Raw genomic sequence first — 21,731 nt, forward strand, 5'->3', positions numbered from 1 at the left:
CTAACTACTAATCACACCATTAGATGAATCTGGCGTGACATAATGACTGACTTCAATCAGATGGTTTTGATTGTCTTTCCAAATACAAAAACCACTAACACCAACAATACCTAAAAGAACAATCATCATTATCATAAAAATACGACGCCGAATTTTTTTGTGTCTATTATAAGATTTTTGGATTTGATATTGAGAATCAGCTTGGTTATTTAAGTCATCTATATAAGGTTGGTATACGTCTTCAGGCATACCAACAATTTTAGCATAGGAACGAAAATAACCTTTTACAAATACTTGCGGAATATGATCAAGATTATCTTCTTCAATGTTTTTTACAACGCTTTTACTGATATAAATTTTTTCAGCAATTTCATCTTGAGTTAATCCTAATTTTTTGCGTAATTCAGCGAGTATATAACCTAATGAATTATTTTCCATTTTTCCCCATATTAACGGAAATTTAACACATACTTTATTTTTACATATTTTAATAATTAATCAATTTTTTTTGCGTTAAACCACTCAGTTGGATGCGCGATTTCATCTTGCGCAGCGACAAGTTGCAGTTCATATTCATTACGTTTAAGCGTTTCAATCATAACTGCATAAACGGCAGATGTCGTATGTTCAAATGATTCAACCAATGATTTACCAAGCAAAATATTTGCTAAAAATAAACCACTTGTCATATCGCCAACACCTACTGGTTGTTTTTCACCAAAATCAACTAATGGTCTATGAATGTGCCAAGCTTCATCAGCCGTGACTAATAACATTTCAAATCGATTCGTTTGCTCTCCTGCTCGACTTAAATGTTTAACTAAAATAATTTTTGGTCCTTTTTTACAGATTTCTCGACAAGCGATAATTGCCTCTTCAATATTATGGATTGTCTGCTTTCCATTTAATTCTTCAAGTTCTAAAATGTTTGGTGCCATCATATCTGCAATAGCTACAGCTGTATTACATAAAAAATCCGATACCCCAGGTGCAACAAAACAGCCTTTTTCAGGATGCCCCATAACCGGATCGCAAAGATAAACCGCATCAGGATTATTCGCCTTAACTTTTTTCACAATATCAATAATGGCTTGTCCTTGCTGTGCCGATCCCATATAACCACTTAATACAGCATTACAGCGCTTTAATTCATCAATAGCTTCAATACCATCAGCAATTTCAACTAGGGCTTCAGCTGGCATTACTGTCCCTGTCCATTGACGATATTGCGTATGATTCGAGAATTGTACGGTATTTAAAGGCCAGACATTAACACCGATTCGACGCATAGGAAAAACTGCAGCACTATTACCAGCATGCCCATAAACAACATGTGATTGAATGGAAAGTATATTTTTCATAACAGTTATCCTCGGTTATTGCCAAATTAATAAGCAGTAATATTTTTTACCGCGACGTAAAAGCGTATAACGATTAAATAATTTATCACTATCTGTAAAATGATAATCCGCCGCTGATTGTTTTTTCCCATTAATAGCTATGGCGTTTGATTCTATCATGGTTCTTGCTTGTCCTCGAGATGGCGCAAAATCAGCATTAACAATAGCTTGTTGTAAATCCGCTGTCGATTCGATATTAATCGTTGGCATACCATCTTGTGCTAATTGTTCAAAATCAGCTTCAGACAAATCACTTAATTGCCCCGAAAATAAACTTTGGGTAATGCGTTTTGCGGCCGCTAAGCCTTCCTCACCATGCACTAATCGCGTGACTTCCTCAGCAAGAACATATTGAGCTTTTGGTGCAACACCGCTATTTTTATCTTCTTGCTCTAATGCATCTATGTCACTTAACGGCATAAACGTAAAGAATTTTAAGAAACGATAAACATCAGCATCAGCTGTGTTAATCCAAAATTGATAAAATTTATAAGGACTGGTCTTTTTAGGATCTAACCAAACTGCACCACTTTCTGTTTTACCAAATTTAGTACCATCGGTCTTGGTAATTAATGGAACTGTTAAACCATAAACTTGTTTTTGACGTAAGCGACGAGTTAAATCAATGCCGGCAGTAATATTACCCCATTGATCCGAGCCGCCTATTTGTAAAATCACATTATGTGATTGATTAAGCGAGGAAAAATCATACGATTGCAATAAACTATAAGAAAATTCAGTAAACGAAATACCAGCTTCATCACGATCGATACGCTGTTTTACCGATTCTTTATTGATCATGGCGTTAACCGAAAAATACTTACCAATATCTCGTAAAAACGATAAGACATTCATGCCCCCAAACCAATCATAATTATTAGCAACAGTGGCAGCATTATCGCCGCAACTAAAATCTAGAAAAGGCGAGACTTGTTGCTTTATTTTTTCGCTCCATTCTATGACAGTTTGTTCCGTATTTAATTTTCGCTCAACGGCTTTAAAGCTAGGATCACCAATTAATCCCGTTGCGCCACCCACTAATGCAACGGGTTTATGACCCGCTAATTGAAAACGTTTTAGACAAAGTAAAGGCACTAAATGCCCCAAATGCAAGCTATCTGCGGTTGGATCAAATCCACAATAAAGTGCGATAGGGCCTTGTTCTATTTGTTCTAATAACGCCTTTTCATCGGTGATTTGTGCGATAAGTCCACGCTCTTGCAGTTGTTGAATTACATTGACTGTCATAATATTTTACCTATTTAATTTTTTGATGATTAGAACATCTAATGAAACCATGTTTTAATATTGTTATGCTTAATTTTTTTAAACATTATTGCTTAACCAAAACACGATTTATTTTTTAACTTTTCAGTTTATTTGATGATTATGTGAAATTTTCTCTTAAAATCATCGTCATTTTAACATTATTTTTTAGTGGATTTTTTTATTTTATTTGCTCATATTTATTTATAATTTTGTTTGTTCGCAATAAAGCGCAGTAGCTTTGTCAAAATGCTCAGTAATCTGCTTACTTGGTTTTTTATCAAGTAAACTCACAATGACAATCATAAGTGAAGCCAACAAAAAGCCGGGAATCAAGGCATAAAGTCCAAACCATTGAAATTGAACCCAAACTAAAACAGTAATGGCTCCAGTTAGCATACCTGCTAATGCGCCATTTCGTGTCATACGTGACCAAAACACAGAAAATATGACAATTGGACCAAAAGAAGCCCCAAACCCTGCCCACGCATGGCTGACTAAATTAAGGACATTTTCATCAAGCGTAACGGCTAACAATATCGCAATAACTGCGACAGATAATACTAATATTCGACTAACCCAAACTAATTCACTTTGTTTAGCATTCGGTCTGATAAAAACACGATAAAAATCTTCGGTTAATGCGCTCGAACAGACTAACAATTGACAGCTTAATGTGCTCATAATGGCAGCTAAGATTGCTGCAAGTAAAATGCCGGCAATCCACGGATCAAATAATAGTTTAGAAAGTTCAATAAAAATACGTTCATTATTATCACCGGCTACAAGCGCATAAACGGCTGGATTATTGGCAAAATAAGCAATACCAAAAAAGCCGACGGTAATTGCGCCGACTAAACATAAAATCATCCATGTCATGCTGATTTTACGGGCATTTTTCATAACGCTTGCGGAATCTGCCGCCATAAATCTGACTAAAATATGGGGTTGACCAAAATATCCTAGTCCCCAAGCCAGTAATGAAATAATGGCAATTACATTCATATTAGCGAATATATTCGTATAATCAGCATTTAACTTATGAATATTTGCAATCGCATCTGTAAAACCCCCAGCATTAATAATCACCATGATTGGCGTTAAAATAAGGGCAAACATCATTAAACTTGCTTGAATCGTATCAGTCCAACTGATCGCTAGAAATCCACCAATAAACGTATAAAGAATGGTAACCCCTGCGCCTACAAAAATTGCCCATCCATAACTCATTCCAAATGTACTTACAAATAGTTCCGCACTTGCAACAATGCCTGACGCACAATATAAAGTAAAAAAAATCAAGATAATAACAGCGGAAATAACACGTAATAATGAACTGTTATCATTAAAGCGACGAGAGAAATAATCTGGCAACGTTAACGCATTATGATTAATTTCAGTAAACACTCTTAATCGACCAGCAATAAGTAACCAATTAGCATAAGCACCGATAATAAGCCCTATCGCAATCCAACTTTGTGAAATACCTGCAACAAAAACCGCTCCTGGCAGTCCCATTAAAAGCCAACCACTCATATCAGATGCGCCGGCCGATAACGCCGTAACAACACTACCAATACGGCGCCCACCTAAAATGTAATCACCAAAATTGCGTGTTGCTAAAAAAGCAAATAAGCCAATAGCAATCATGCCAATTAAATAAATAGCAAAGGTAACAATCATAGGTAAGGACATGCCGAAAAGCCTATATAAAAAGAAAATAAGTCGGCTAGCTTATCATAAAAGTTGCATGCTAAAAAGTAATCTAATGCCGATATAACTAAAAATTATTACAGCAATGATTTGTTTAGATTTCTATTCACAATAGTGTAATGATTCTATACAGCAGAAATAAAGATAAAAATAGGGTATAATATCGGCAATTTTTAATTGAACAGTTTATCAATGTGAAGCAGTCCACTCGAATTAAAATTCTTGAGCGTTTAAAAGATCATATTAAAGATCCAACGACCGAGCTTGTCTACCAAACCCCATTTGAATTATTGATTGCTGTCGTCCTTTCGGCACAAGCAACCGATGTGAGCGTCAATAAAGCAACAAAACCGCTATTTGCAATTGCCAATACACCGGAGCAAATTTTAGCGCTCGGTGTAGATAAACTTAAAACCTATATTCGAACAATTGGTCTTTATAATACTAAAGCCGAAAATATTATCAAAACATGTCAAATTTTGGTGGATAAGTATCAAAGCCGAGTCCCTGAAAATTTTGAGCAATTAATCGCCTTACCGGGTGTTGGGCGAAAAACAGCAAATGTTATTTTAAATACCGCTTTTGGCTGGCCAACAATTGCAGTCGATACGCATATTTTTCGTGTTTGTAATCGCACAAAATTTGCTCCCGGCAAAACTGTTGAGGCAGTCGAAGAAAAATTATTAAAAGTCGTTCCTTTTGAATATAAAATAAACTGTCATCATTGGCTAATTCTACATGGTCGTTATACCTGTATAGCCCGTAAACCTCGCTGTGGGTCTTGTGTGATTGAAGATCTTTGTGAATATAAAGATAAAGTTTACCCAGGTGAATAAAATATGGCAGAAAAATTTCATTTAAATCGCGCTGATATTCAGCTATTTAAGCAAAGTATTGGTAAAACAAAAAAATTGCAACAAGATACGGTAATTCATAAACCGCAAAAACGATCGCTAAAAGTCACTGAAAAACAAAAATTTGTGCACGAAAAAATCAATAATGAATTTTATTTTTCCGATGACTATCAACCTTTGTTACAAGAAGATCCGATTAGGTATAGCCGCGAAGATGCCGATGCAAACGAGATTAAAAAATTGCGTCGTGGTTTTTATGAGCCACAGCTTTTTTTAGACTTGCATGGACTCACGCAACTTCAAGCTAAAAAAGAAATTGCTGCTTTAATTGCGACTTGTTTGCAAGAGGGGTTAGCTTGTGCCTCAATTATGTACGGGCATGGTAAAAATATTCTTAAGAAACAAACACCGATGTGGCTTGCCCAACATCCTAATGTGATTTGTTTTCATCAAGCCCCCAAAGAATTTGGGGGAGCGGCTGCTTTATTAGTTTTATTTGAACTAGATGATAAACATCATCATTACAGATAAAGGTTCGCCTTAACGAGAAAGTATGGATAAAAATGTTTGATAAACACAAAAAAGCCAACCTAGTTAGACTAAGTTGGCAAACATTGGAAGCAATGTGAGCAATGTCATACCTTATCAGATATCGTAAGCTCTCTGATAAAGCATGATTTAATGATAATAATTCTCATTTTTAATTGCAACAATTATTTGTTTATTTTTTAAATATTTACACTTTATCTTTCATAAAAGGTCTCGACACCTTCTTCATCACTCTCATCCCAATCGTCAAACTCATCATCTTCAAGCGCCTCTTCAATAGCTTGTTGATGATAATCATCCCATTTAAATTCCACTTTTTCGGATGATTGTGTTTCTTGCTCTGCTTCACGAGGGTGTAAATCGATATATTCCATTAAATTCCAGCATAACTCTTTAACACCTTCGCCATTAACTGCTGAAATAAGATAATATTTATCTTGCCAATCTAAAGCTTGTGCAATTTGCTCAGCAATTTTGGTACTTTCTTCAAGCCCTAGCACATCAATTTTATTAAAAACTAATAAACGAGGTTTATTCGCTAACTTTTCACTATAGTTATGAAGTTCTTGAATAATGATCTTTGCATTTTCGACAGGATCGCTACCATCAATCGGCGCAATATCAATTAAGTGCACAAGAATACGACAGCGTTCTAAATGCTTCAAAAATCGAATCCCTAATCCGGCACCTTCGGATGCACCTTCAATCAATCCAGGAATATCAGCAATAACAAAACTCTGCTCATTGCCCATTCTTACAACCCCTAGACTAGGAATTAATGTTGTAAAAGGATAATCGGCAACTTTGGGTCTTGCCGCCGATACTGAACGAATAAACGTTGATTTACCCGCATTTGGCAAGCCAAGCATACCCACATCAGCCAACAAGAGTAATTCTAAAAGTACATCCCGCTTTTCGCCAGGGGTTCCATCCGTTTTTTGACGAGGTGCTCGATTGACAGACGATTTAAATCTGGCATTACCCAACCCATGATACCCCCCTTTTGCCACCAAAACTTTTTGCAAGTTATGCGTTAAATCGCCAATAAGTTCACCTGTGAATTTATCGGTGATCCGTGTGCCAACGGGTACTTTTACCGTAATATCCGCGCCGCGTTTACCGGTGCAATCCGATCCTTGTCCGTTTTTGCCACGCTCAGCGCGATAATTTTTTTCAAATTGGAAATCGACAAGCGTATTAAGATTCTCATCAGCAATAAAAAAAACATCACCACCATCACCACCATCACCCCCATCTGGGCCGCCTTTAGGAATATATTTTTCACGGCGAAATCCAACACATCCATTACCACCATCACCGGCTTCTACTCGGATTGAAGCTTCATCAACAAATTTCATTATTCTTCCTCTTTTTCCGGTTAATTAGCCATCCTTCTCGTGGATGCCATATATAATGTCCAATAGTCGCAAACATAGCGCCAGCAACTACCGACAATGCACCAATATAGCCTAATATATTTAAATGTTGCATTGCAAACTGTTCAGGCCAAATAATGGCAAATAAATCTGAAAAAATTAATGCAAAAAGTGGTGTTAACGTTGTTAAAGCACTCACTTGTGCCGCTTGCCAATGTTCCATCGCCATAACAAGCGCGCCATAAGCGATGAGGGTATTTAAACCACAAAAAATAATCGCAAACAATTGGCTACTATTGGCATTTAAAAATTTAGCTGGCGAAATAAATGGCAATAAAAAAATCGCGCATATTATATAAACCAACCAAAGTATTTGTACTGAGCTTAGTTTTTGCAATAATATTTTTTGTGCAACGGCATAACATGCCCACGATATCGATGCCATAACACCTAACCAAACACCTAAACCATAAGTCGACATATGGGTAAATAGCTCAACAATATTTCTATTAAAAAATAAAATTAATCCTAATAATAAGATACTAATACCTATAATCTGCGTTGGTCGCATTGTTTCTTTAAAAATAAATACACTTGCAATTAAAAATATCACAATTCCTGTTTGTGCTATAACTTGACCTGTAGTTGCTGATAAAAATTGCATGGCGCACGCAAACAACGCAAAATTGCCACCTAAACCTAATCCAGCAATCATTAGAGTGATAAATCGACGACGTTTTTTAAAGAGCGCTAAATTAGGAAAATTCTTTCTATAAGCAAGCCATATACTCAGCCCAATCGCAGAAATGGTTAATCTTGACCAAGCCAATGTATAAGGATCAATGACAACTAAGGCATATTTCAAGGCAATAGGAACTAGTCCCCACATTACAGCGGTTAACATTGCCAAAAGAAAGCCTAATTTAACATTTTGTTGTTTTATCATGTGATTAAACTACGTATTTATTATAAGTATTTATTATGGATATTTATTGATAAATAAGGTATTTGTTAAGAAACGAAAAAAGCCCCACAAAACTTGTGAGGCTTCTTGAACACTAAACCATCTAAACTAGCTATTAGCAACTACACTAACATAACGACGATTTTTAGGTCCTTTAACTTCAAATTTAACTTGCCCATCAATTAAAGCAAATAGAGTATGGTCACGACCACAACCTACGTTAATGCCTGGGTGGAATTGTGTTCCACGTTGACGAACTAAAATATTACCAGCAAGAACTTCTTGACTACCGTAACGTTTAACACCTAAACGTTTACTCTGGGAATCACGACCATTACGTGATGAACCACCAGCCTTCTTATGTGCCATTGTTCGATACTCCTATTTATTAAGCGATTGAAGTGATCTTCACATCAGTAAACCACTGACGGTGACCTTGTTGTTTACGGTAATGTTTACGACGACGGAATTTTACAATTTTAACCTTATCGCCACGACCATGTTCAACAACTTCTGCTTTAATTGTTGCACCTTCAACAAACGGAGCACCAACTTTGATGTCTTCACCATTTGCTACCATTAAAATTTTATCGAAAACAACTTGTGCACCGGTTTCGATTTCTAATTTTTCCAAGCGAACGACTTGTCCTTCGCTAACTCGGTGTTGTTTACCACCACTTTGGAAAACTGCGTACATACTTAACTCCGCAATAAAAACAGACAATTACTGATTCAATATGTCTGAGTTGATTAATCATATAGGGTGCGAATTTTACGCAAAAATAGTTATAGTTGCAAGTACTGTTTAAGAAAAGATCATAAAAAAATAAAATGATCTCTTTGCTTTTCGTTACTGTTTGATTACCGCTTGTTATTTTTCATTTTTAGTTATCGCTTAAATAAACAAGATCATACAAGTAAAACTGTAATTTTTTAAACGTAATAGTACAAAATCAGAAATGCAAAAAATAAAGCGCACAGCCAAAAATTTAACCAATAAATAATGTCGAGATTATGTTAATTAATGAATAATAGCCTGTAAACGTATATTCACATTTGCTTAAATAAATGTAAAATATAAGCTATTTTTTGCTATCAACGAGTTTAAGTCTGTGGGACAGTCATCATTTTGGTATAGCATCGTCGCGTCGGCAAAGATCCCGAATTATTTTATTGAATATTTTCCACTTATTTTAGTTTGCCTCTTACTTCTTATTGCCATTTTCCTTTTTTTATTCAGTAAATTACGTATGGATGTGATTGCCCTACTTATCATTATGGCAATTTCGCTTACTGGTATTTTAACGCCTGCCGAGGTATTAGCTGGTTTTGGTGATCCTAACATCGTTTTAATCGCATTGTTATTCGTGATTGGTGAGTGTTTAGTTAGAACAGGCGTATCATTTAAGATTAGTGAATATATTCTTAAAGTCGCCGGTAAAAATGATATCCGCATAATTACCTTTATCATGCTTGGTGTTGCTTTATTAGGATCGGTGATGAGTTCGACGGGAGTGGTTGCAATTTTTATTCCCGTTGTTATCAGCATTGCAAATCATACAGGCATTCACGTAAAAAAATTAATGATGCCACTTTGTATAGCCGCGCTCATAAGCGGTATGATGACTTTAGTTGCAACAGCACCAAATCTTGTCGTCAATAGTGAATTAAATCGCGCCTCGTTAGACGAATTTAAATTTTTTTCCATTACCCCAATTGGACTTGGCGTTTTATTTGTTGGTATTATTTATACAGTATTAACACGTAATTGGTTACTCACGTCAGCACAACAGCAACAAACCCAATCTGTATCAAATAGACGCAAAATCACTGATTTAATCCGCGATTATAAATTAATTGGACGTGCACATCGAGCACAGATCTTAATGGGATCACCATTTATTGGTCGAACGATCGACGGCTTACACCTACGTAGCCAACATGGCGTAAATGTCATTGGCATTGAACGATGGCGTAAATTTCGTAAAGTGTTAATTCCCGTACGTGGCTCTACCGAATTTCGAGAAAATGATATTTTACTATTAGATATGTCACACTCAGACGCCGACTACCGCGAATTTATTACCGAAAATAGCCTAGAGCCAAAAATTTTACGTGGTGAATATTTCTCGGATGAAGTCAAAGAAGTCGGCATGGCAGAAGTCGCAATATTACCTGAATCTCGCTTATGTGGTAAAACGCTTAACGAAATTGATTTTCGTGGCAAATATCAATTAACAGTTATCGGTATTTGGCGAAATCATGCTCCTGTTGATGCAACAAATTTATTCCAAGAAAAATTAGTAATGGGCGATACCTTATTAGTTTGTGGTGACTGGGCATCAATCCAAAAATTACAAACCCGCACAAATGATTTTGTCGTGCTAGATTACCCTGCTGATATAGATGATATTGCACCAGCAAGTTCGCAAGCCTTAGCGGCATTAATCAATCTTGCCATCATGATTATCTTAATGGTGACAGGTATTGTCCCTAACGTCATTGCCGCTCTTATTGCCTGTCTGTTAATGGGAATAACACGGTGCATTGATATGAATAGCGCCTATAAATCTATTCATTGGCCAAGTTTGGTATTAATTATCGGTATGATGCCTTTTGCTCTAGCTCTCACAAAAACAGGCGGCATCGCCCTTATTTCAAGTGGTTTAGAAAACTATTTACAAGATCTTAGCCCAAGACTGGTATTAATGTTTGTTTTTTTACTTTGTTCAACAGTTGGACTTTTTATTACAAACACAGCAACCGCCATTTTAATTGCTCCCATTGCTATTGAGCTTGCGACAAAATTTGGTTATTCTCCTTATCCTTTTGCCATGACCGTTGCCATCGCAACTTCAGCATCATTTATTACGCCAGTCTCGTCTCCGATAAAAACCATGGTTGTTGCGCCAGGTGGATACAGTTTCAGTGACTTTGTTAAAATTGGTGTTCCATTAACTTTTCTGGTGATGGCGGTCGATGTCGCCTTAGTACCACTTTTCTTTCCATTTTAAAAAAAGAAAGAAGATAACTTTATAAAGTGACAGACAAATTAGGACTTATTTATGAAAATTATTTTTGCAGGCACGCCCGATTTTGCTGCCAAACATTTACAAGCGTTAATCGAATCAAAACATGAAGTGATCGCAGTATTTACACAACCGGATCGCCCTGCTGGACGTGGTAATAAACTTACGGCGAGCCCTGTCAAAAATTTAGCTTTAGCGCATGACATACCGATATATCAACCCGCGACCTTAAAAACACTTGAAAATCAGCAAATTATTCATGATCTTAATGCCGACATAATGATTGTTGTCGCTTATGGATTAATCTTACCGCAAGCCGTACTTGATGCACCTAAATTAGGCTGCTTAAATGTGCATGGCTCACTCTTACCAAAATGGCGAGGTGCAGCGCCAATACAACGCGCTTGCTTAGCTGGCGATCATGAAACAGGCATCACGATAATGCAAATGGATGCGGGATTAGATACCGGTGACATGTTATATAAACTAGCCTGCCCTATCGAATCAAATGATACCAGCGCTTCATTATACGAAAAATTAGCCCTACTAGGTCCAAAAGCATTATTAACAACCCTAACATTAATTGAACAAGGCGAAATACATCCACAAAAGCAAATGCCGACACTTGCCACTTACGCCGATAAATTATCTAAACAAGAAGCCAAACTGGATTGGAACTTACCCACCGCACAGTTAGAGCGCAGCATACGTGCTTTTAATCCATGGCCAGTGAGTTATTTTAATATTCAAGGAGAACCGATAAAAGTCTGGCAAGCAAACACAGCACTAAACCCCCATCATCTGCCAGCAGGTACTATCTTAAATGCCGATAAAAATGGCATCACCATTGCAACCGCTGACGGCGCCTTAAATATGACCCAGTTACAACCTGCTGGCAAAAAAGCCATGTCAGCGCAAGATCTACTTAATTCACGTCAAGATTGGTTTATTGTGGGTAATAAGCTAGAGGATAATTAATAATAAAATTGGAAAATAATTTTTACTAAAAGTATACAATCTAAATAAATTATTTGCTTTACATTCATTATCATTGTATTTTTCCATATAAATCAACTTAATTAAGTTGATTAAATTATAATAGGAAAGGAAATAATATAATGATTCAACTGCATTTTATCTGCTTTAATGCAGATTTAATTTATAATTTGTATAAAGAAAACATTTTTTTACTATTTAGCAACAAACTTCCTTCTAAAATGCATGCTTTGACGTTTACAACCGTTGATTTTAATCATCAAATCCTAGGAGTAAACTAATGAGCGCATGCAACGTCTGTCAATCAAAAGGATTACCTATCTATCCGGTGCGTTATGCTGTTGCACCAAGCAACATGCATAATAGCCTACCTGATTGGGTAAAAAAAGAAAATCTCCCTAAGCTAAGTGAATACAGCAAATATACCTTAAGAGCCATGCGCGCGGGTTACCTTTATTTGTTAAGCCACTATAACAATGAAGAAAACCTAACCCTATCGGTTTATCGTGTCGATGAGGAAGGCGGATTTTGGCAGCAAGACTTAACCCGCGATGTTGCTGCAATGGAGTATGGTCAACATTTATTAACGAGTCAAGTTTATTGCCCTTTAGCGCCCATAGCGCCCCTATGTGGCAGTAAAAACCATCAACCACATAATATTCAATTTATCACACTGCCAAGAGCCGAGGAATGTGAAACCGCGTGGCTTGCCTTTAGTGAGCACCGCTGGAGTTTTACGACTTTATATCAATATTTAAATGACCCGATGCTGCGTAATTTACGTATGCAAATCATTCAACCAAAGCAATGGTTAGCGTATCAAACCGGTCAAGAAAACGTAGCCGTTGCCAATGAACAAAACCTATCTGCTGTGATGGAGATGAGTTTAACGGAGCCGTTTAATCATTTAAACAATCGATACCCGTATATTTTTCCCTATGTTTATGATGAAGCACTCAATGCACAGCAAGAACGCTTTAAGCAGCCTATTTCAGCGACCAGTCATCAAGAAGGCAAAGCCTTTACCTATCATCGTGAACGAATGACAAGTCGAGCTACCTTAACCCCCTGGGGCAAAACCAGAGGTGAAAAGTTTGATAGGTCGACAAGTTCATCTTATGTGCATTACTTGGCAAGCAAAATGGCACAAGGTGAGCGTAATGATGGCGGTAAAGTGCCGATGATGGTTGCTGTGATGGATAGTATCGGTATTACTGCTGAATTAAGTCATTGGAGTAATAGCGCTATCCATGCATTAAAAACGGTGCTAGATGAACGCCAATGGCAAAATGCAAGCTGTAGCAGTATTTCGCTATTAGAAGAGACGGTTAAAGAGCGGGAATATGCCAAAAGAGAAAAGGATTATACAAATTTTGTCTATAAGAAAAATCAGCAATTTATCAATAAAGCTAAAAATTTCGAGTCCGCCATGGAGGCAGCGAGCAGGGACTCCGACGCACAAGTAAGTATTTTGATGCCTCGTCCAAAAACGGGCTCCGACAGTTTATTAGCATTTCGCATTGATACTATTTTACGTGCTGAAAAAGAAAGTCACTATTTAACAAACAATGCCGAAAAAAGAGAAAGGTATGCGGATTTAACGCGTAGTGCTCGTCGTTTGATGAATTATATCACCTATCATTATAGATATAAATATTTAACGGATGGGGCTCATCTTTCCCTACTAAAGCGCATTCACTCACTCAAGGGACATGAAAGCATTGACGAATTAAAGTCACTGAAACAACAAGTCGATACCTTGTGGACACATTATCATACGCAAGCTGAGGCTTATCAAATTAGGTGGACTAAAAAGAATACGGACGTGAAAGTCGATAAAGAATGGGAAAAATATAAACACTGTTTAAACGTTGATTATTATGAAAACTACAAACACGATTATGCGACGTTTTTAAATAAGTGTGATAGCTATATGAGTGCCTTAATTGAAGATACCTTAGCGTGGGTCAATTGCTCGACGTTAGCCATCCGTCATCCTCTATCCTTAGCGGCGGATGATATGGCACGTGATAGTCGTCATTATCGGGGATTTGCGAATGACATTTTAATGACACTTGGCATGCGAATTGATGAGCCGTCTATTAATGACTTTATGCTTAAGTTGGTTGAAGATAACACCTTAAATGGGCACAATATTTTATGGTCAGCCGTATTTGCAGACAAAGACATTGATAAGGCAACGCAACGCCGTGTTGTGACCCTTTTATTATCGTTAGATAAAACGACATCATTTAACACGATGACGTATAGCGATTTACTTGATAAGTTAGAAACGGTATTGGTTTTTGCAGAAGATGACTCACCCAATCGGGAATTAATTGTTCATTTATCGACTGAAATTGAACAATTAAAAGATTCGATATTTTCTGAAAGTGAGACGCATTATGTGACAGATACCGGCCAAGCGATGCTGAGTTTTGTCGATAGTCAACGGGGGGAGAGCCATACTATAGACCCAAGCTCACCCATTACCGCGGCACATATCAACAATGTTAAAGCCAGTTACCCTTCTTACCTCATGGTATTATTACGTTATCTCCTAAAAATTGAGGGCAATGTCTCCTCTGAATTTGCCCGTGCATGGTTAATTTTATCGCTGCCACGTGGGCTTAGGCGAGATACTATCATCACGCTGTTACAAGGTTACGATAAGATTAACCCCCAACTTATTATGGCCATAAAAAGCAATGTTAATTTAACGGCTCAAAAAATAGGGAGAGGATACCAAGCGGTTACCGATATCACCCGAAACGTGTTAGCGGCTAAACATGCTAATAGTACGGTGGTTTATGGATTACTGGCACTGCAAATCTATCATCTTTTTCAACTGATGAATGATGACAGTTTAAAGACTCACAAACAACAAAATGAAATCAATGCCCAGCTTGCGGTGGCAGGCTCGGCGGCGTTATCGCTCAGTTTACGCTTAGCGACGGATTATTCAACACGTTTTAGGGTGAGCGAGAGTGTATTAAGTAAAGTGAAATTTGGTGGCAATATTTTTGGTTTTATCTCGGGACTGGCACAAATTGGGGTGATGTGGGGGCAAGATAGCAGCCAAAAAACAGGTGGTGAAAAATTCATTTATCGTATGTCTCTTGCTAATCAAGCGATTAGTACTGCTGATTTATTTTTTAAGATGAGAAATACCAGTCTTGTCGAGTTTTTAAAGACGTATGGTAATGTAGTCATTAGTTTAATACGAAATAATATCATTCGGTTTATCACAATTGCGGTTTTTGGCTCATTAATTCAACTTGTTCTTATCTTTTTAAACCCGTGGGTAGCATTAGGATTATTTGTGATTGAACTGCTCTTTGCGCTCTTTAAAGATGATGAAATTGAACATTGGTTAAAGCGTTGTTATTTTGGTCTATATCAACACGACCACCGCGCCTATTGGAAGAAAAAAAGTTATAAAACCCAGACTGAAGAAACGGATGCGTTAAAAGCCATATTTGAAAAATATGAGCAAGAACTTAATACGTATTACCAAGAGCAAGAAGAAAAAAGGCAAGCCGAGGAGAGCAAGAGAATACAAGATGAGTTCGCGCCTTATCTACTTAATTGGCCTGCAAAATTACAAAGTCTTGGTCCACTTAATTAATATAAGGAATACTATGCCATACGCTAAATTTAATGATGATGATAAATGTTATAGCAGTAAAGAGGAGTTATTTAAAGAGACGGGGATCCAAATTGAGGACCCAACATTACCACCTAAAAAACTGGTCAAACTAAAAGGGATCCTTTCAGAGTTTAAAGCTATTGCTTGCCAAGCACCGTTATTCGATCGTGCATTTTTAACCGAAAAGCAAAAACAAAAACGTAAACGGCAATGGCAACGCAGTGCTAAAGTGGCCATGTTAACCGGTAATACAACGGGGGCATTAGCCGCGCTTAATCATACCGATGATAACGATGATCGTTATGATTATATCCCCGCCATATATTTCACGGCAAAACTGAATGATGACATTAATTTAAAAGGTTGGCTGGGTTTTTACCATTTTCATGATGGTGATGAGGTTGAAGTGGTTGCCGAAAAACACGACGATCATTACGAAGCCTATGCAATGCTAAAACCGAGTGAACAAATTATTTCGATTATGCCCCCTTGCAATGGCGGGCGTTGGCGATTATTGCAGGTTTTTATCCCTTCTTATTTTGTCTTTTATGTTTTGTTTTCTTTATTTGTGACGCTACCTTTTGAGTTTACACTAGAAAATTTAATTGATTCATTTGCTGCAATGGGATTAATGCTAGGGGCTGCAGGTATTTATCTTTATAGATATTATAGAAATAGTTTTGCGTTATTTGCTGAACGAATTTTTACGACATTGGGTTGGCAAAATCCGAAAAGCATTAATTTACGAAAAATGACCCGCAAGCATATTGATGAATTACTAAAAGCGGGTAAATATCCATTAAAGTGGGAGCCAAGTAAATATGCGTTCACCTTACCAGCAAAAAACTTTTTACGCTCCGAGCCCGGTCTTTTTTATTATCAGCTTGATGTTGTCTTTGGTAAGAAAAAATCAAAAATTAAAAAATAACCCCTGGGTGGCGTTAGGATTATTTGTAATTGAGCTGCTCATTGCGTTCTTTAAAGATGATGAAATTGAACATTGGTTAAAGCGTTGTTATTTTGGCCTATATCAACACGACCACCGCGCCTATTGGAAGAAAAAAAGTTATAAAACCCAGACTGAAGAAACGGATGCGTTAAAAGCCATATTTGAAAAATATGAGCAAGAACTTAATGCGTATTACCAAGAGCAAGAAGAAAAAAGGCAAGCCGAGGAGAGCAAGAGAATACAAGATGAGTTCACGCCTGATCTACTTAATTGGCCTGCACAATTACAAAGTCTTGGTCCACTTAATTAATATAAGGAATACTATGCCATACGCTAAATTTAATGATGATGATAAATGTTATGAAAATAAAGAAGAGTTATTTAAAGAGACGGGGATCCAAATTGAGAACCCAACATTACCAGCCAAAAAACTGGTCAAACTAAAAGGGGTCCTTTCGGAGTTTAAAGCTATTTCATGTAATGCGCCCTTACTTGATGGCGCTTATTTAACGCCGGAACAAAAACAAAAACAAAAACGGCAATGGCAACGCAGTGCTAAAGTGGCCATGTTAACCGGTAATACAACAGGAGCATTAGCTGCGCTTAATCATACCGATGATGACGATGATCTCTATAATTATATCCCTGCCTTATATTTTACGGCAAAACTGAATGATGACGTTAATTTAAAAGGTTGGCTAGGGTTTTACCAGTTTCATGATGGTGATGAGGTTGAAGTGGTTGCCGAAAAACACGACGATCATTACGAAGCCTATGCAATGTTAAAACCGAGTGAACAAATTATTTCGATTATTCCGCCTTGCAATGGCGGGCGTTGGCGATTATTACAACTTTTTGTCCCACCTTATTTTGTCTTTTATGTTTTGTTTTCTTTATTTGTGACGTTACCTTTTGAGTTTACACTAGAAGAGTTAATTGATTCATTTGCTGCAATGGGATTGATGTTCGGGGCTGCGGGTATATATGCATATTTAGGTTTTAGAAATAGTTTTACGTTATTTGCTGAACGAATTTTTACGACATTGGGTTGGCAAAATCCGAAAAGTATTAATTTACGAAAAATGACCCGCAAGCATATTGATGAATTACTAAAAGCGGGTAAATATCCATTAAAGTGGGATCCGAGTAAATATGTCTTTACCTTACCGGCAAAAAGTGCTTTACGTTCAGAGCTTGGGATTTTCTATTATCAGCTTGATGTTGTCTTTGGTAAGAAAAAATCAAAAACTAAAAAATAACCCCCTGGGTGGCATTAGGATTATTTGTGATTGAGCTGCTCTTTGCGCTCTTTAAAGATGATGAAATTGAACATTGGTTAAAGCGTTGTTATTTTGGTCTATATCAACACGACCACCGCGCCTATTGGAAGAAAAAAAGTTATAAAACCCAGACTGAAGAAACGGATGCGTTAAAAGCCATATTTGAAAAATATGAGCAAGAACTTAATACGTATTACCAAGAGCAAGAAGAAAAAAGGCAAGCCGAGGAGAGCAAGAGAATACAAGATGAGTTCGCGCCTTATCTACTTAATTGGCCTGCAAAATTACAAAGTCTTGGTCCACTTAATTAATATAAGGAATACTATGCCATACGCTAAATTTAATGATGATGATAAATGTTATGAAAATAAAGAAGAGTTATTTAAAGAGACGGGGATCCAAATTGAGAACCCAACATTACCAGCCAAAAAACTGGTCAAACTAAAAGGGGTCCTTTCGGAGTTTAAAGCTATTTCATGTAATGCACCCTTACTTGATGGCGCTTATTTAACGCCGGAACAAAAACAAAAACAAAAACGGCAATGGCGACGCAGTGCTAAAGTGGCCATGTTAACCGGTAATACAACAGGAGCATTAGCTGCGCTTAATCATACCGATGATGACGATGATCTCTATAATTATATCCCTGCCTTATATTTTACGGCAAAACTGAATGATGACGTTAATTTAAAAGGTTGGCTGGGTTTTTACCAGTTTCATGATGGTGATGAGGTTGAAGTGGTTGCTGAGCAACATGAAAATCATTATGAGGTTTATGCGATGTTAAAACCGAGTGAACAAATTATTTCGATTATTCCGCCTTGCAATGGCGGGCGTTGGCGATTATTGCAACTTGTTATCCCACCTTATTTTGTATTTTATGTTTTATTTTCTTTATTTGTGACGTTACCTTTTGAGTTTACACTAGAAAATTTAATTGATTCATTTGCTGCAATGGGATTAATGCTAGGGGCTGCGGGTATATATGCTTATCGAGCCTTTAGGAATAGTTTTGCGTTATTTGCTGAACGAATTTTTACGACATTGGGTTGGCAAAATCCGAAAAGTATTAATTTACGAAAAATGACCCGCAAGCATATTGATGAATTACTAAAAGCGGGTAAATATCCATCAAAGTGGGAGCCAAGTAAATATGCGTTCACCTTACCAGCAAAAAACTTTTTACGCTCCGAGCCCGGTCTTTTTTATTATCAGTTTGATGTTGTCTTTGGTAAGAAAAAATCAAAAACTAAAAAATAACCCCGTGGGTGGCGTTAGGATTATTTGTGATTGAGCTGCTCTTTGCGCTCTTTAAAGATGATGAAATTGAACATTGGTTAAAGCGTTGTTATTTTGGCCTATATCAACACGACTATCCCGCCTATTGGAAGAAAAAAGGCAAGCCGAGGAGACCAAGAGAATACAAGATGAATTCGCGCCTTATCTATTTAATTGGCCTGCACAATTACAAAGTCTTGGTCCACTTAATTAATATAAGGAATACTATGCCATACGCTAATTTTAATGATGATGAATGCTATAGCAATAAAGAGAAGTTATTTACAGAAACAGGAGCAACATTATCGAACCTAATTTATCGATTAAAAACTTAACTAAAATAATAGGGACGTTATCCGAATTTAAGGCATTATGTGACTTATACTAATTATTTAATCATCCCGCAGGTACAATCTTAAAAACCATCAATATAAGTTCTGCTTAATTCACGCCAAAATCAGTTTATTGTGAATAATAAATTAAAGTAAAATGAATTGATACTAAAAAGTTAGAAGCCACCTTGAATAAAACTTGGTTATTACTTCGCTTATAACAATTTTTATGAAGATAAAGGAATAACATTATGCAGCGTTTAGTCCGTGAATTATTTAATATAAATGATGCTGAAAAACAAACACAACTAACCGAATATCAACGCTTATTATCGTTAATTGCGCCTTATTTATCAGCTCGCGTTTTTTCGATTTTCGCAATACCGACGCTAATTGATAATGATAAATATATTGCATGGTATTCTAGTCTTGAAGGGCAGCCACAATTATTATCGGCGATACAAGATGAGCATCTTAAAAAGCAAATACAACAAAAGCTTGATAAGCGAATAGATGATCTTAATGCAAGTATTCAATCATCTGAACTGGCAGACGATGAATTAGTTAAAAAATGGTTACCGAGCCTTAAAAGTTTAGCTAATCAGTTTTATGTTATTAATAATGAACCTGTCATGGTTAACACTTTTTTACCGCCTGTGTTGCCAAAGACTGCATTTAATCCTGCTCCTCCATTACAAAAAAGCCTTTTTTGTCGCTTGTTACCCTTATTTTTAAGTTTAGCATTGTTGATTTTATTGGCATTATTAGCTTATTGGTATTTCTTCTATCGTCAAATAAAAACCTCAGAAACACCCGAAGTGATTGCAGCACTAATTGAAAAAGTTGAAGAGATACAAATAAAACCAGAAGAAATAACCATACCGGAAAAGGTCGAAAAGATAGAAGCGAAACCTGAAGAAACCATTACAACCATCGAGCCTGAAAAAATTCCAGAGCCTGCTCTTGAGCCTATTAAAATTGAACCGGAAAAAACAGTGGTAACACCACCTAAACCCGCCAAGGTTAAGAAAGCAGCGCCGAAAAAGCCTAAAGATCAAAAAACCGTGCCATCGTGTGGCTGTGGGTCACATTGATAAATGAGCTAAATATTGATAACTTTGGTAATATTGAGATAAATAATTAACGGATAAATAGATAATTATTATAATATAATTAAAACGGGCATTTTATGATATTGTCTAATATAAAAAAGCATAACTTCGATAAAAAACAGTTAAAAGAGCCACGTTATCGGGTAGCTAAGCTTGCGCAAACTGCGTTATTAAATGAGGTTTGTTTATCACCTAAACCAGGATTAGTCGATCTTATTAATAATGGTGCACATAACGATATGGATTTTTATACTTTTATCGTAAGTATTGAAGCCATTTCGCCCTGGTTAGATGTGTTTTATCTTTATGGACGAGATAATAGCCAGCAACCTTACCCATTATTTTTAACGGGACTAAGGCAAATAGGCATGGCTTGCGAAAATGCGATGTTTACAGCAACTAAAAACATTAATACGCATAAAGGGGCAATTTTTGCTTTTGGTTTAATTTTAGCAATAATTGGTCGATTAGAAGCAAAAAATAAGACCGTTAATTATCTTACCATTTGTGAACATGTCGCTAAAATGTGTGCAGGTCTTGTAAGGCAAGAGTTAGGAAATCAAAATAAGTCACATACTGCGGGTGAAAAATTATATCAAACTTATCAATTAAGCGGTGCGCGCGGTGAAGCGGAAAGTGGATATAAAACTGTTACTGAAATCGCCCTACCTGTTTTTTTTACATTATCTGCAAAAGGCCTTGATGACGAAACCATTTTATTACAAGTCATGTTGCATTTATTAGCTTATAACAATGACACAAATTTGGTTGCTCGCGGTGGTATTGAGGGTCTTTTGTTTGTGCAAAATCATGCTAAGCACCTTTTAGAGCAAGGTGGAATAATTCATTCTAATTGCATTTCGGATCTGATTGCCTTTGATCAGCTATTAATTAGCAAGCATTTAAGCCCCGGCGGTAGCGCTGATTTGATTGCTGTTACATGGTTTTTAGCGCAGTTTTTGCCTTATTGAAGGGCTGATAAAA

At 36.7% G+C, this 21,731-nt stretch carries 20 protein-coding genes; 12 read left to right on the top strand and 8 right to left on the bottom strand.

The annotated features are described in order from the left end of the window. From ACSYSW_RS00760 to putP, 4 genes are all read right to left on the bottom strand, one after another. Nucleotides 1–438, bottom strand: coding sequence for a helix-turn-helix domain-containing protein (locus ACSYSW_RS00760; protein ID WP_491705158.1), 438 nt, complete (start codon nucleotides 436–438; stop codon nucleotides 1–3). Nucleotides 439–494: 56 nt separating this feature from the next. Then, complete coding sequence (gene pdxY / locus ACSYSW_RS00765; RefSeq protein ID WP_491705157.1) at nucleotides 495–1,361, bottom strand: pyridoxal kinase PdxY; 867 nt, start codon at nucleotides 1,359–1,361, stop codon at nucleotides 495–497. 15 nt (nucleotides 1,362–1,376) lie between these two features. Then, nucleotides 1,377–2,648 carry a tyrosine--tRNA ligase gene (gene tyrS / locus ACSYSW_RS00770; RefSeq protein ID WP_491705156.1) on the bottom strand — a complete coding sequence of 424 codons (1,272 nt, stop codon included), beginning with the start codon at nucleotides 2,646–2,648 and terminating at the stop codon, nucleotides 1,377–1,379. Nucleotides 2,649–2,870: 222 nt separating this feature from the next. Next, nucleotides 2,871–4,361 (bottom strand): sodium/proline symporter PutP, encoded by a 1,491-nt coding sequence (gene putP / locus ACSYSW_RS00775; protein ID WP_491705155.1) that lies wholly within the window; start codon nucleotides 4,359–4,361, stop codon nucleotides 2,871–2,873. A gap of 212 nt (nucleotides 4,362–4,573) precedes the next feature. Between putP and nth the strand changes: the two genes are divergently transcribed. Both nth and smrB read left to right on the top strand, forming a co-directional pair. Next, nucleotides 4,574–5,215 (top strand): endonuclease III, encoded by a 642-nt coding sequence (gene nth, locus ACSYSW_RS00780; protein WP_491705154.1) that lies wholly within the window; start codon nucleotides 4,574–4,576, stop codon nucleotides 5,213–5,215. A 3-nt stretch (nucleotides 5,216–5,218) separates the two neighbouring features. After that, nucleotides 5,219–5,764, top strand: coding sequence for an endonuclease SmrB (smrB, locus tag ACSYSW_RS00785; RefSeq protein ID WP_491705153.1), 546 nt, complete (start codon nucleotides 5,219–5,221; stop codon nucleotides 5,762–5,764). Nucleotides 5,765–5,976: 212 nt separating this feature from the next. On the opposite strand, the gene cgtA is transcribed toward smrB, so the two are convergent. The 4 genes from cgtA to rplU form a co-directional block, all read right to left on the bottom strand. Next, entirely contained in the window at nucleotides 5,977–7,140 is a 1,164-nt protein-coding gene (gene cgtA, locus ACSYSW_RS00790; RefSeq protein WP_491705152.1) for an Obg family GTPase CgtA, read from the bottom strand. After that, nucleotides 7,127–8,104 carry a DMT family transporter gene (locus ACSYSW_RS00795; protein ID WP_491705151.1) on the bottom strand — a complete coding sequence of 326 codons (978 nt, stop codon included), beginning with the start codon at nucleotides 8,102–8,104 and terminating at the stop codon, nucleotides 7,127–7,129. Before ACSYSW_RS00795 ends, cgtA begins: the two co-directional genes overlap by 14 nt. A 126-nt stretch (nucleotides 8,105–8,230) precedes the next feature. After that, nucleotides 8,231–8,491, bottom strand: a complete 261-nt coding sequence (gene rpmA, locus ACSYSW_RS00800) for a 50S ribosomal protein L27 (protein ID WP_491705150.1) — start codon at nucleotides 8,489–8,491, stop codon at nucleotides 8,231–8,233. 19 nt (nucleotides 8,492–8,510) lie between these two features. Continuing rightward, nucleotides 8,511–8,819, bottom strand: coding sequence for a 50S ribosomal protein L21 (rplU, locus tag ACSYSW_RS00805; protein ID WP_491705149.1), 309 nt, complete (start codon nucleotides 8,817–8,819; stop codon nucleotides 8,511–8,513). A gap of 415 nt (nucleotides 8,820–9,234) precedes the next feature. Here rplU and ACSYSW_RS00810 point away from each other — a divergent pair, with 415 nt between their 5' ends. The 10 genes from ACSYSW_RS00810 (at nucleotide 9,235) to citG (ending at nucleotide 21,718) form a co-directional block, all read left to right on the top strand. Further along, nucleotides 9,235–11,136: an SLC13 family permease gene (locus ACSYSW_RS00810; RefSeq protein ID WP_491706271.1), complete on the top strand. Its 1,902-nt coding sequence runs from the start codon at nucleotides 9,235–9,237 to the stop codon at nucleotides 11,134–11,136. A gap of 51 nt (nucleotides 11,137–11,187) precedes the next feature. Continuing rightward, nucleotides 11,188–12,129, top strand: a complete 942-nt coding sequence (fmt, locus tag ACSYSW_RS00815) for a methionyl-tRNA formyltransferase (RefSeq protein ID WP_491705148.1) — start codon at nucleotides 11,188–11,190, stop codon at nucleotides 12,127–12,129. A gap of 298 nt (nucleotides 12,130–12,427) precedes the next feature. After that, nucleotides 12,428–15,775 carry a T6SS effector BTH_I2691 family protein gene (locus ACSYSW_RS00820; protein WP_491705147.1) on the top strand — a complete coding sequence of 1,116 codons (3,348 nt, stop codon included), beginning with the start codon at nucleotides 12,428–12,430 and terminating at the stop codon, nucleotides 15,773–15,775. A 13-nt stretch (nucleotides 15,776–15,788) separates the two neighbouring features. Next, nucleotides 15,789–16,724, top strand: coding sequence for a putative type VI secretion system effector (locus tag ACSYSW_RS00825; RefSeq protein ID WP_491705146.1), 936 nt, complete (start codon nucleotides 15,789–15,791; stop codon nucleotides 16,722–16,724). Nucleotides 16,725–16,731: 7 nt separating this feature from the next. Next, on the top strand, nucleotides 16,732–17,055 hold the full coding sequence (locus ACSYSW_RS00830) for a hypothetical protein (protein WP_491705145.1): 324 nt from the start codon (nucleotides 16,732–16,734) through the stop codon (nucleotides 17,053–17,055). Nucleotides 17,056–17,068: 13 nt separating this feature from the next. Further along, nucleotides 17,069–18,004: a putative type VI secretion system effector gene (locus ACSYSW_RS00835; RefSeq protein WP_491706272.1), complete on the top strand. Its 936-nt coding sequence runs from the start codon at nucleotides 17,069–17,071 to the stop codon at nucleotides 18,002–18,004. Between the two features lie 26 nt (nucleotides 18,005–18,030). Further along, nucleotides 18,031–18,336 carry a hypothetical protein gene (locus ACSYSW_RS00840; protein ID WP_491705141.1) on the top strand — a complete coding sequence of 102 codons (306 nt, stop codon included), beginning with the start codon at nucleotides 18,031–18,033 and terminating at the stop codon, nucleotides 18,334–18,336. Nucleotides 18,337–18,349: 13 nt separating this feature from the next. Next, nucleotides 18,350–19,285, top strand: a complete 936-nt coding sequence (locus ACSYSW_RS00845; RefSeq protein ID WP_491705140.1) for a putative type VI secretion system effector — start codon at nucleotides 18,350–18,352, stop codon at nucleotides 19,283–19,285. A gap of 601 nt (nucleotides 19,286–19,886) precedes the next feature. Further along, entirely contained in the window at nucleotides 19,887–20,729 is an 843-nt protein-coding gene (locus tag ACSYSW_RS00850) for a hypothetical protein (protein WP_491705139.1), read from the top strand. Nucleotides 20,730–20,824: 95 nt separating this feature from the next. Then, nucleotides 20,825–21,718, top strand: coding sequence for a triphosphoribosyl-dephospho-CoA synthase CitG (citG, locus tag ACSYSW_RS00855; protein ID WP_491705138.1), 894 nt, complete (start codon nucleotides 20,825–20,827; stop codon nucleotides 21,716–21,718). Nucleotides 21,719–21,731 lie beyond the last annotated feature (13 nt).

It is taken from the genome of Gilliamella sp. ESL1225 (genome assembly GCF_058502635.1).

Bases quoted from the DNA above. Each gene is read 5' to 3' on its own strand.
- ACSYSW_RS00760 (WP_491705158.1), bottom strand. From the start codon at position 438: ATGGAAAATAATTCATTAGGTTATATACTCGCTGAATTACGCAAAAAA.
- pdxY (WP_491705157.1), bottom strand. From the start codon at position 1,361: ATGAAAAATATACTTTCCATTCAATCACATGTTGTTTATGGGCATGCT.
- tyrS (WP_491705156.1), bottom strand. From the start codon at position 2,648: ATGACAGTCAATGTAATTCAACAACTGCAAGAGCGTGGACTTATCGCA.
- putP (WP_491705155.1), bottom strand. From the start codon at position 4,361: ATGTCCTTACCTATGATTGTTACCTTTGCTATTTATTTAATTGGCATG.
- smrB (WP_491705153.1), top strand. From the start codon at position 5,219: ATGGCAGAAAAATTTCATTTAAATCGCGCTGATATTCAGCTATTTAAG.
- cgtA (WP_491705152.1), bottom strand. From the start codon at position 7,140: ATGAAATTTGTTGATGAAGCTTCAATCCGAGTAGAAGCCGGTGATGGT.
- ACSYSW_RS00795 (WP_491705151.1), bottom strand. From the start codon at position 8,104: ATGATAAAACAACAAAATGTTAAATTAGGCTTTCTTTTGGCAATGTTA.
- rpmA (WP_491705150.1), bottom strand. From the start codon at position 8,491: ATGGCACATAAGAAGGCTGGTGGTTCATCACGTAATGGTCGTGATTCC.
- rplU (WP_491705149.1), bottom strand. From the start codon at position 8,819: ATGTACGCAGTTTTCCAAAGTGGTGGTAAACAACACCGAGTTAGCGAA.
- fmt (WP_491705148.1), top strand. From the start codon at position 11,188: ATGAAAATTATTTTTGCAGGCACGCCCGATTTTGCTGCCAAACATTTA.
- ACSYSW_RS00820 (WP_491705147.1), top strand. From the start codon at position 12,428: ATGAGCGCATGCAACGTCTGTCAATCAAAAGGATTACCTATCTATCCG.
- ACSYSW_RS00825 (WP_491705146.1), top strand. From the start codon at position 15,789: ATGCCATACGCTAAATTTAATGATGATGATAAATGTTATAGCAGTAAA.
- ACSYSW_RS00835 (WP_491706272.1), top strand. From the start codon at position 17,069: ATGCCATACGCTAAATTTAATGATGATGATAAATGTTATGAAAATAAA.
- ACSYSW_RS00845 (WP_491705140.1), top strand. From the start codon at position 18,350: ATGCCATACGCTAAATTTAATGATGATGATAAATGTTATGAAAATAAA.
- ACSYSW_RS00850 (WP_491705139.1), top strand. From the start codon at position 19,887: ATGCAGCGTTTAGTCCGTGAATTATTTAATATAAATGATGCTGAAAAA.
- citG (WP_491705138.1), top strand. From the start codon at position 20,825: ATGATATTGTCTAATATAAAAAAGCATAACTTCGATAAAAAACAGTTA.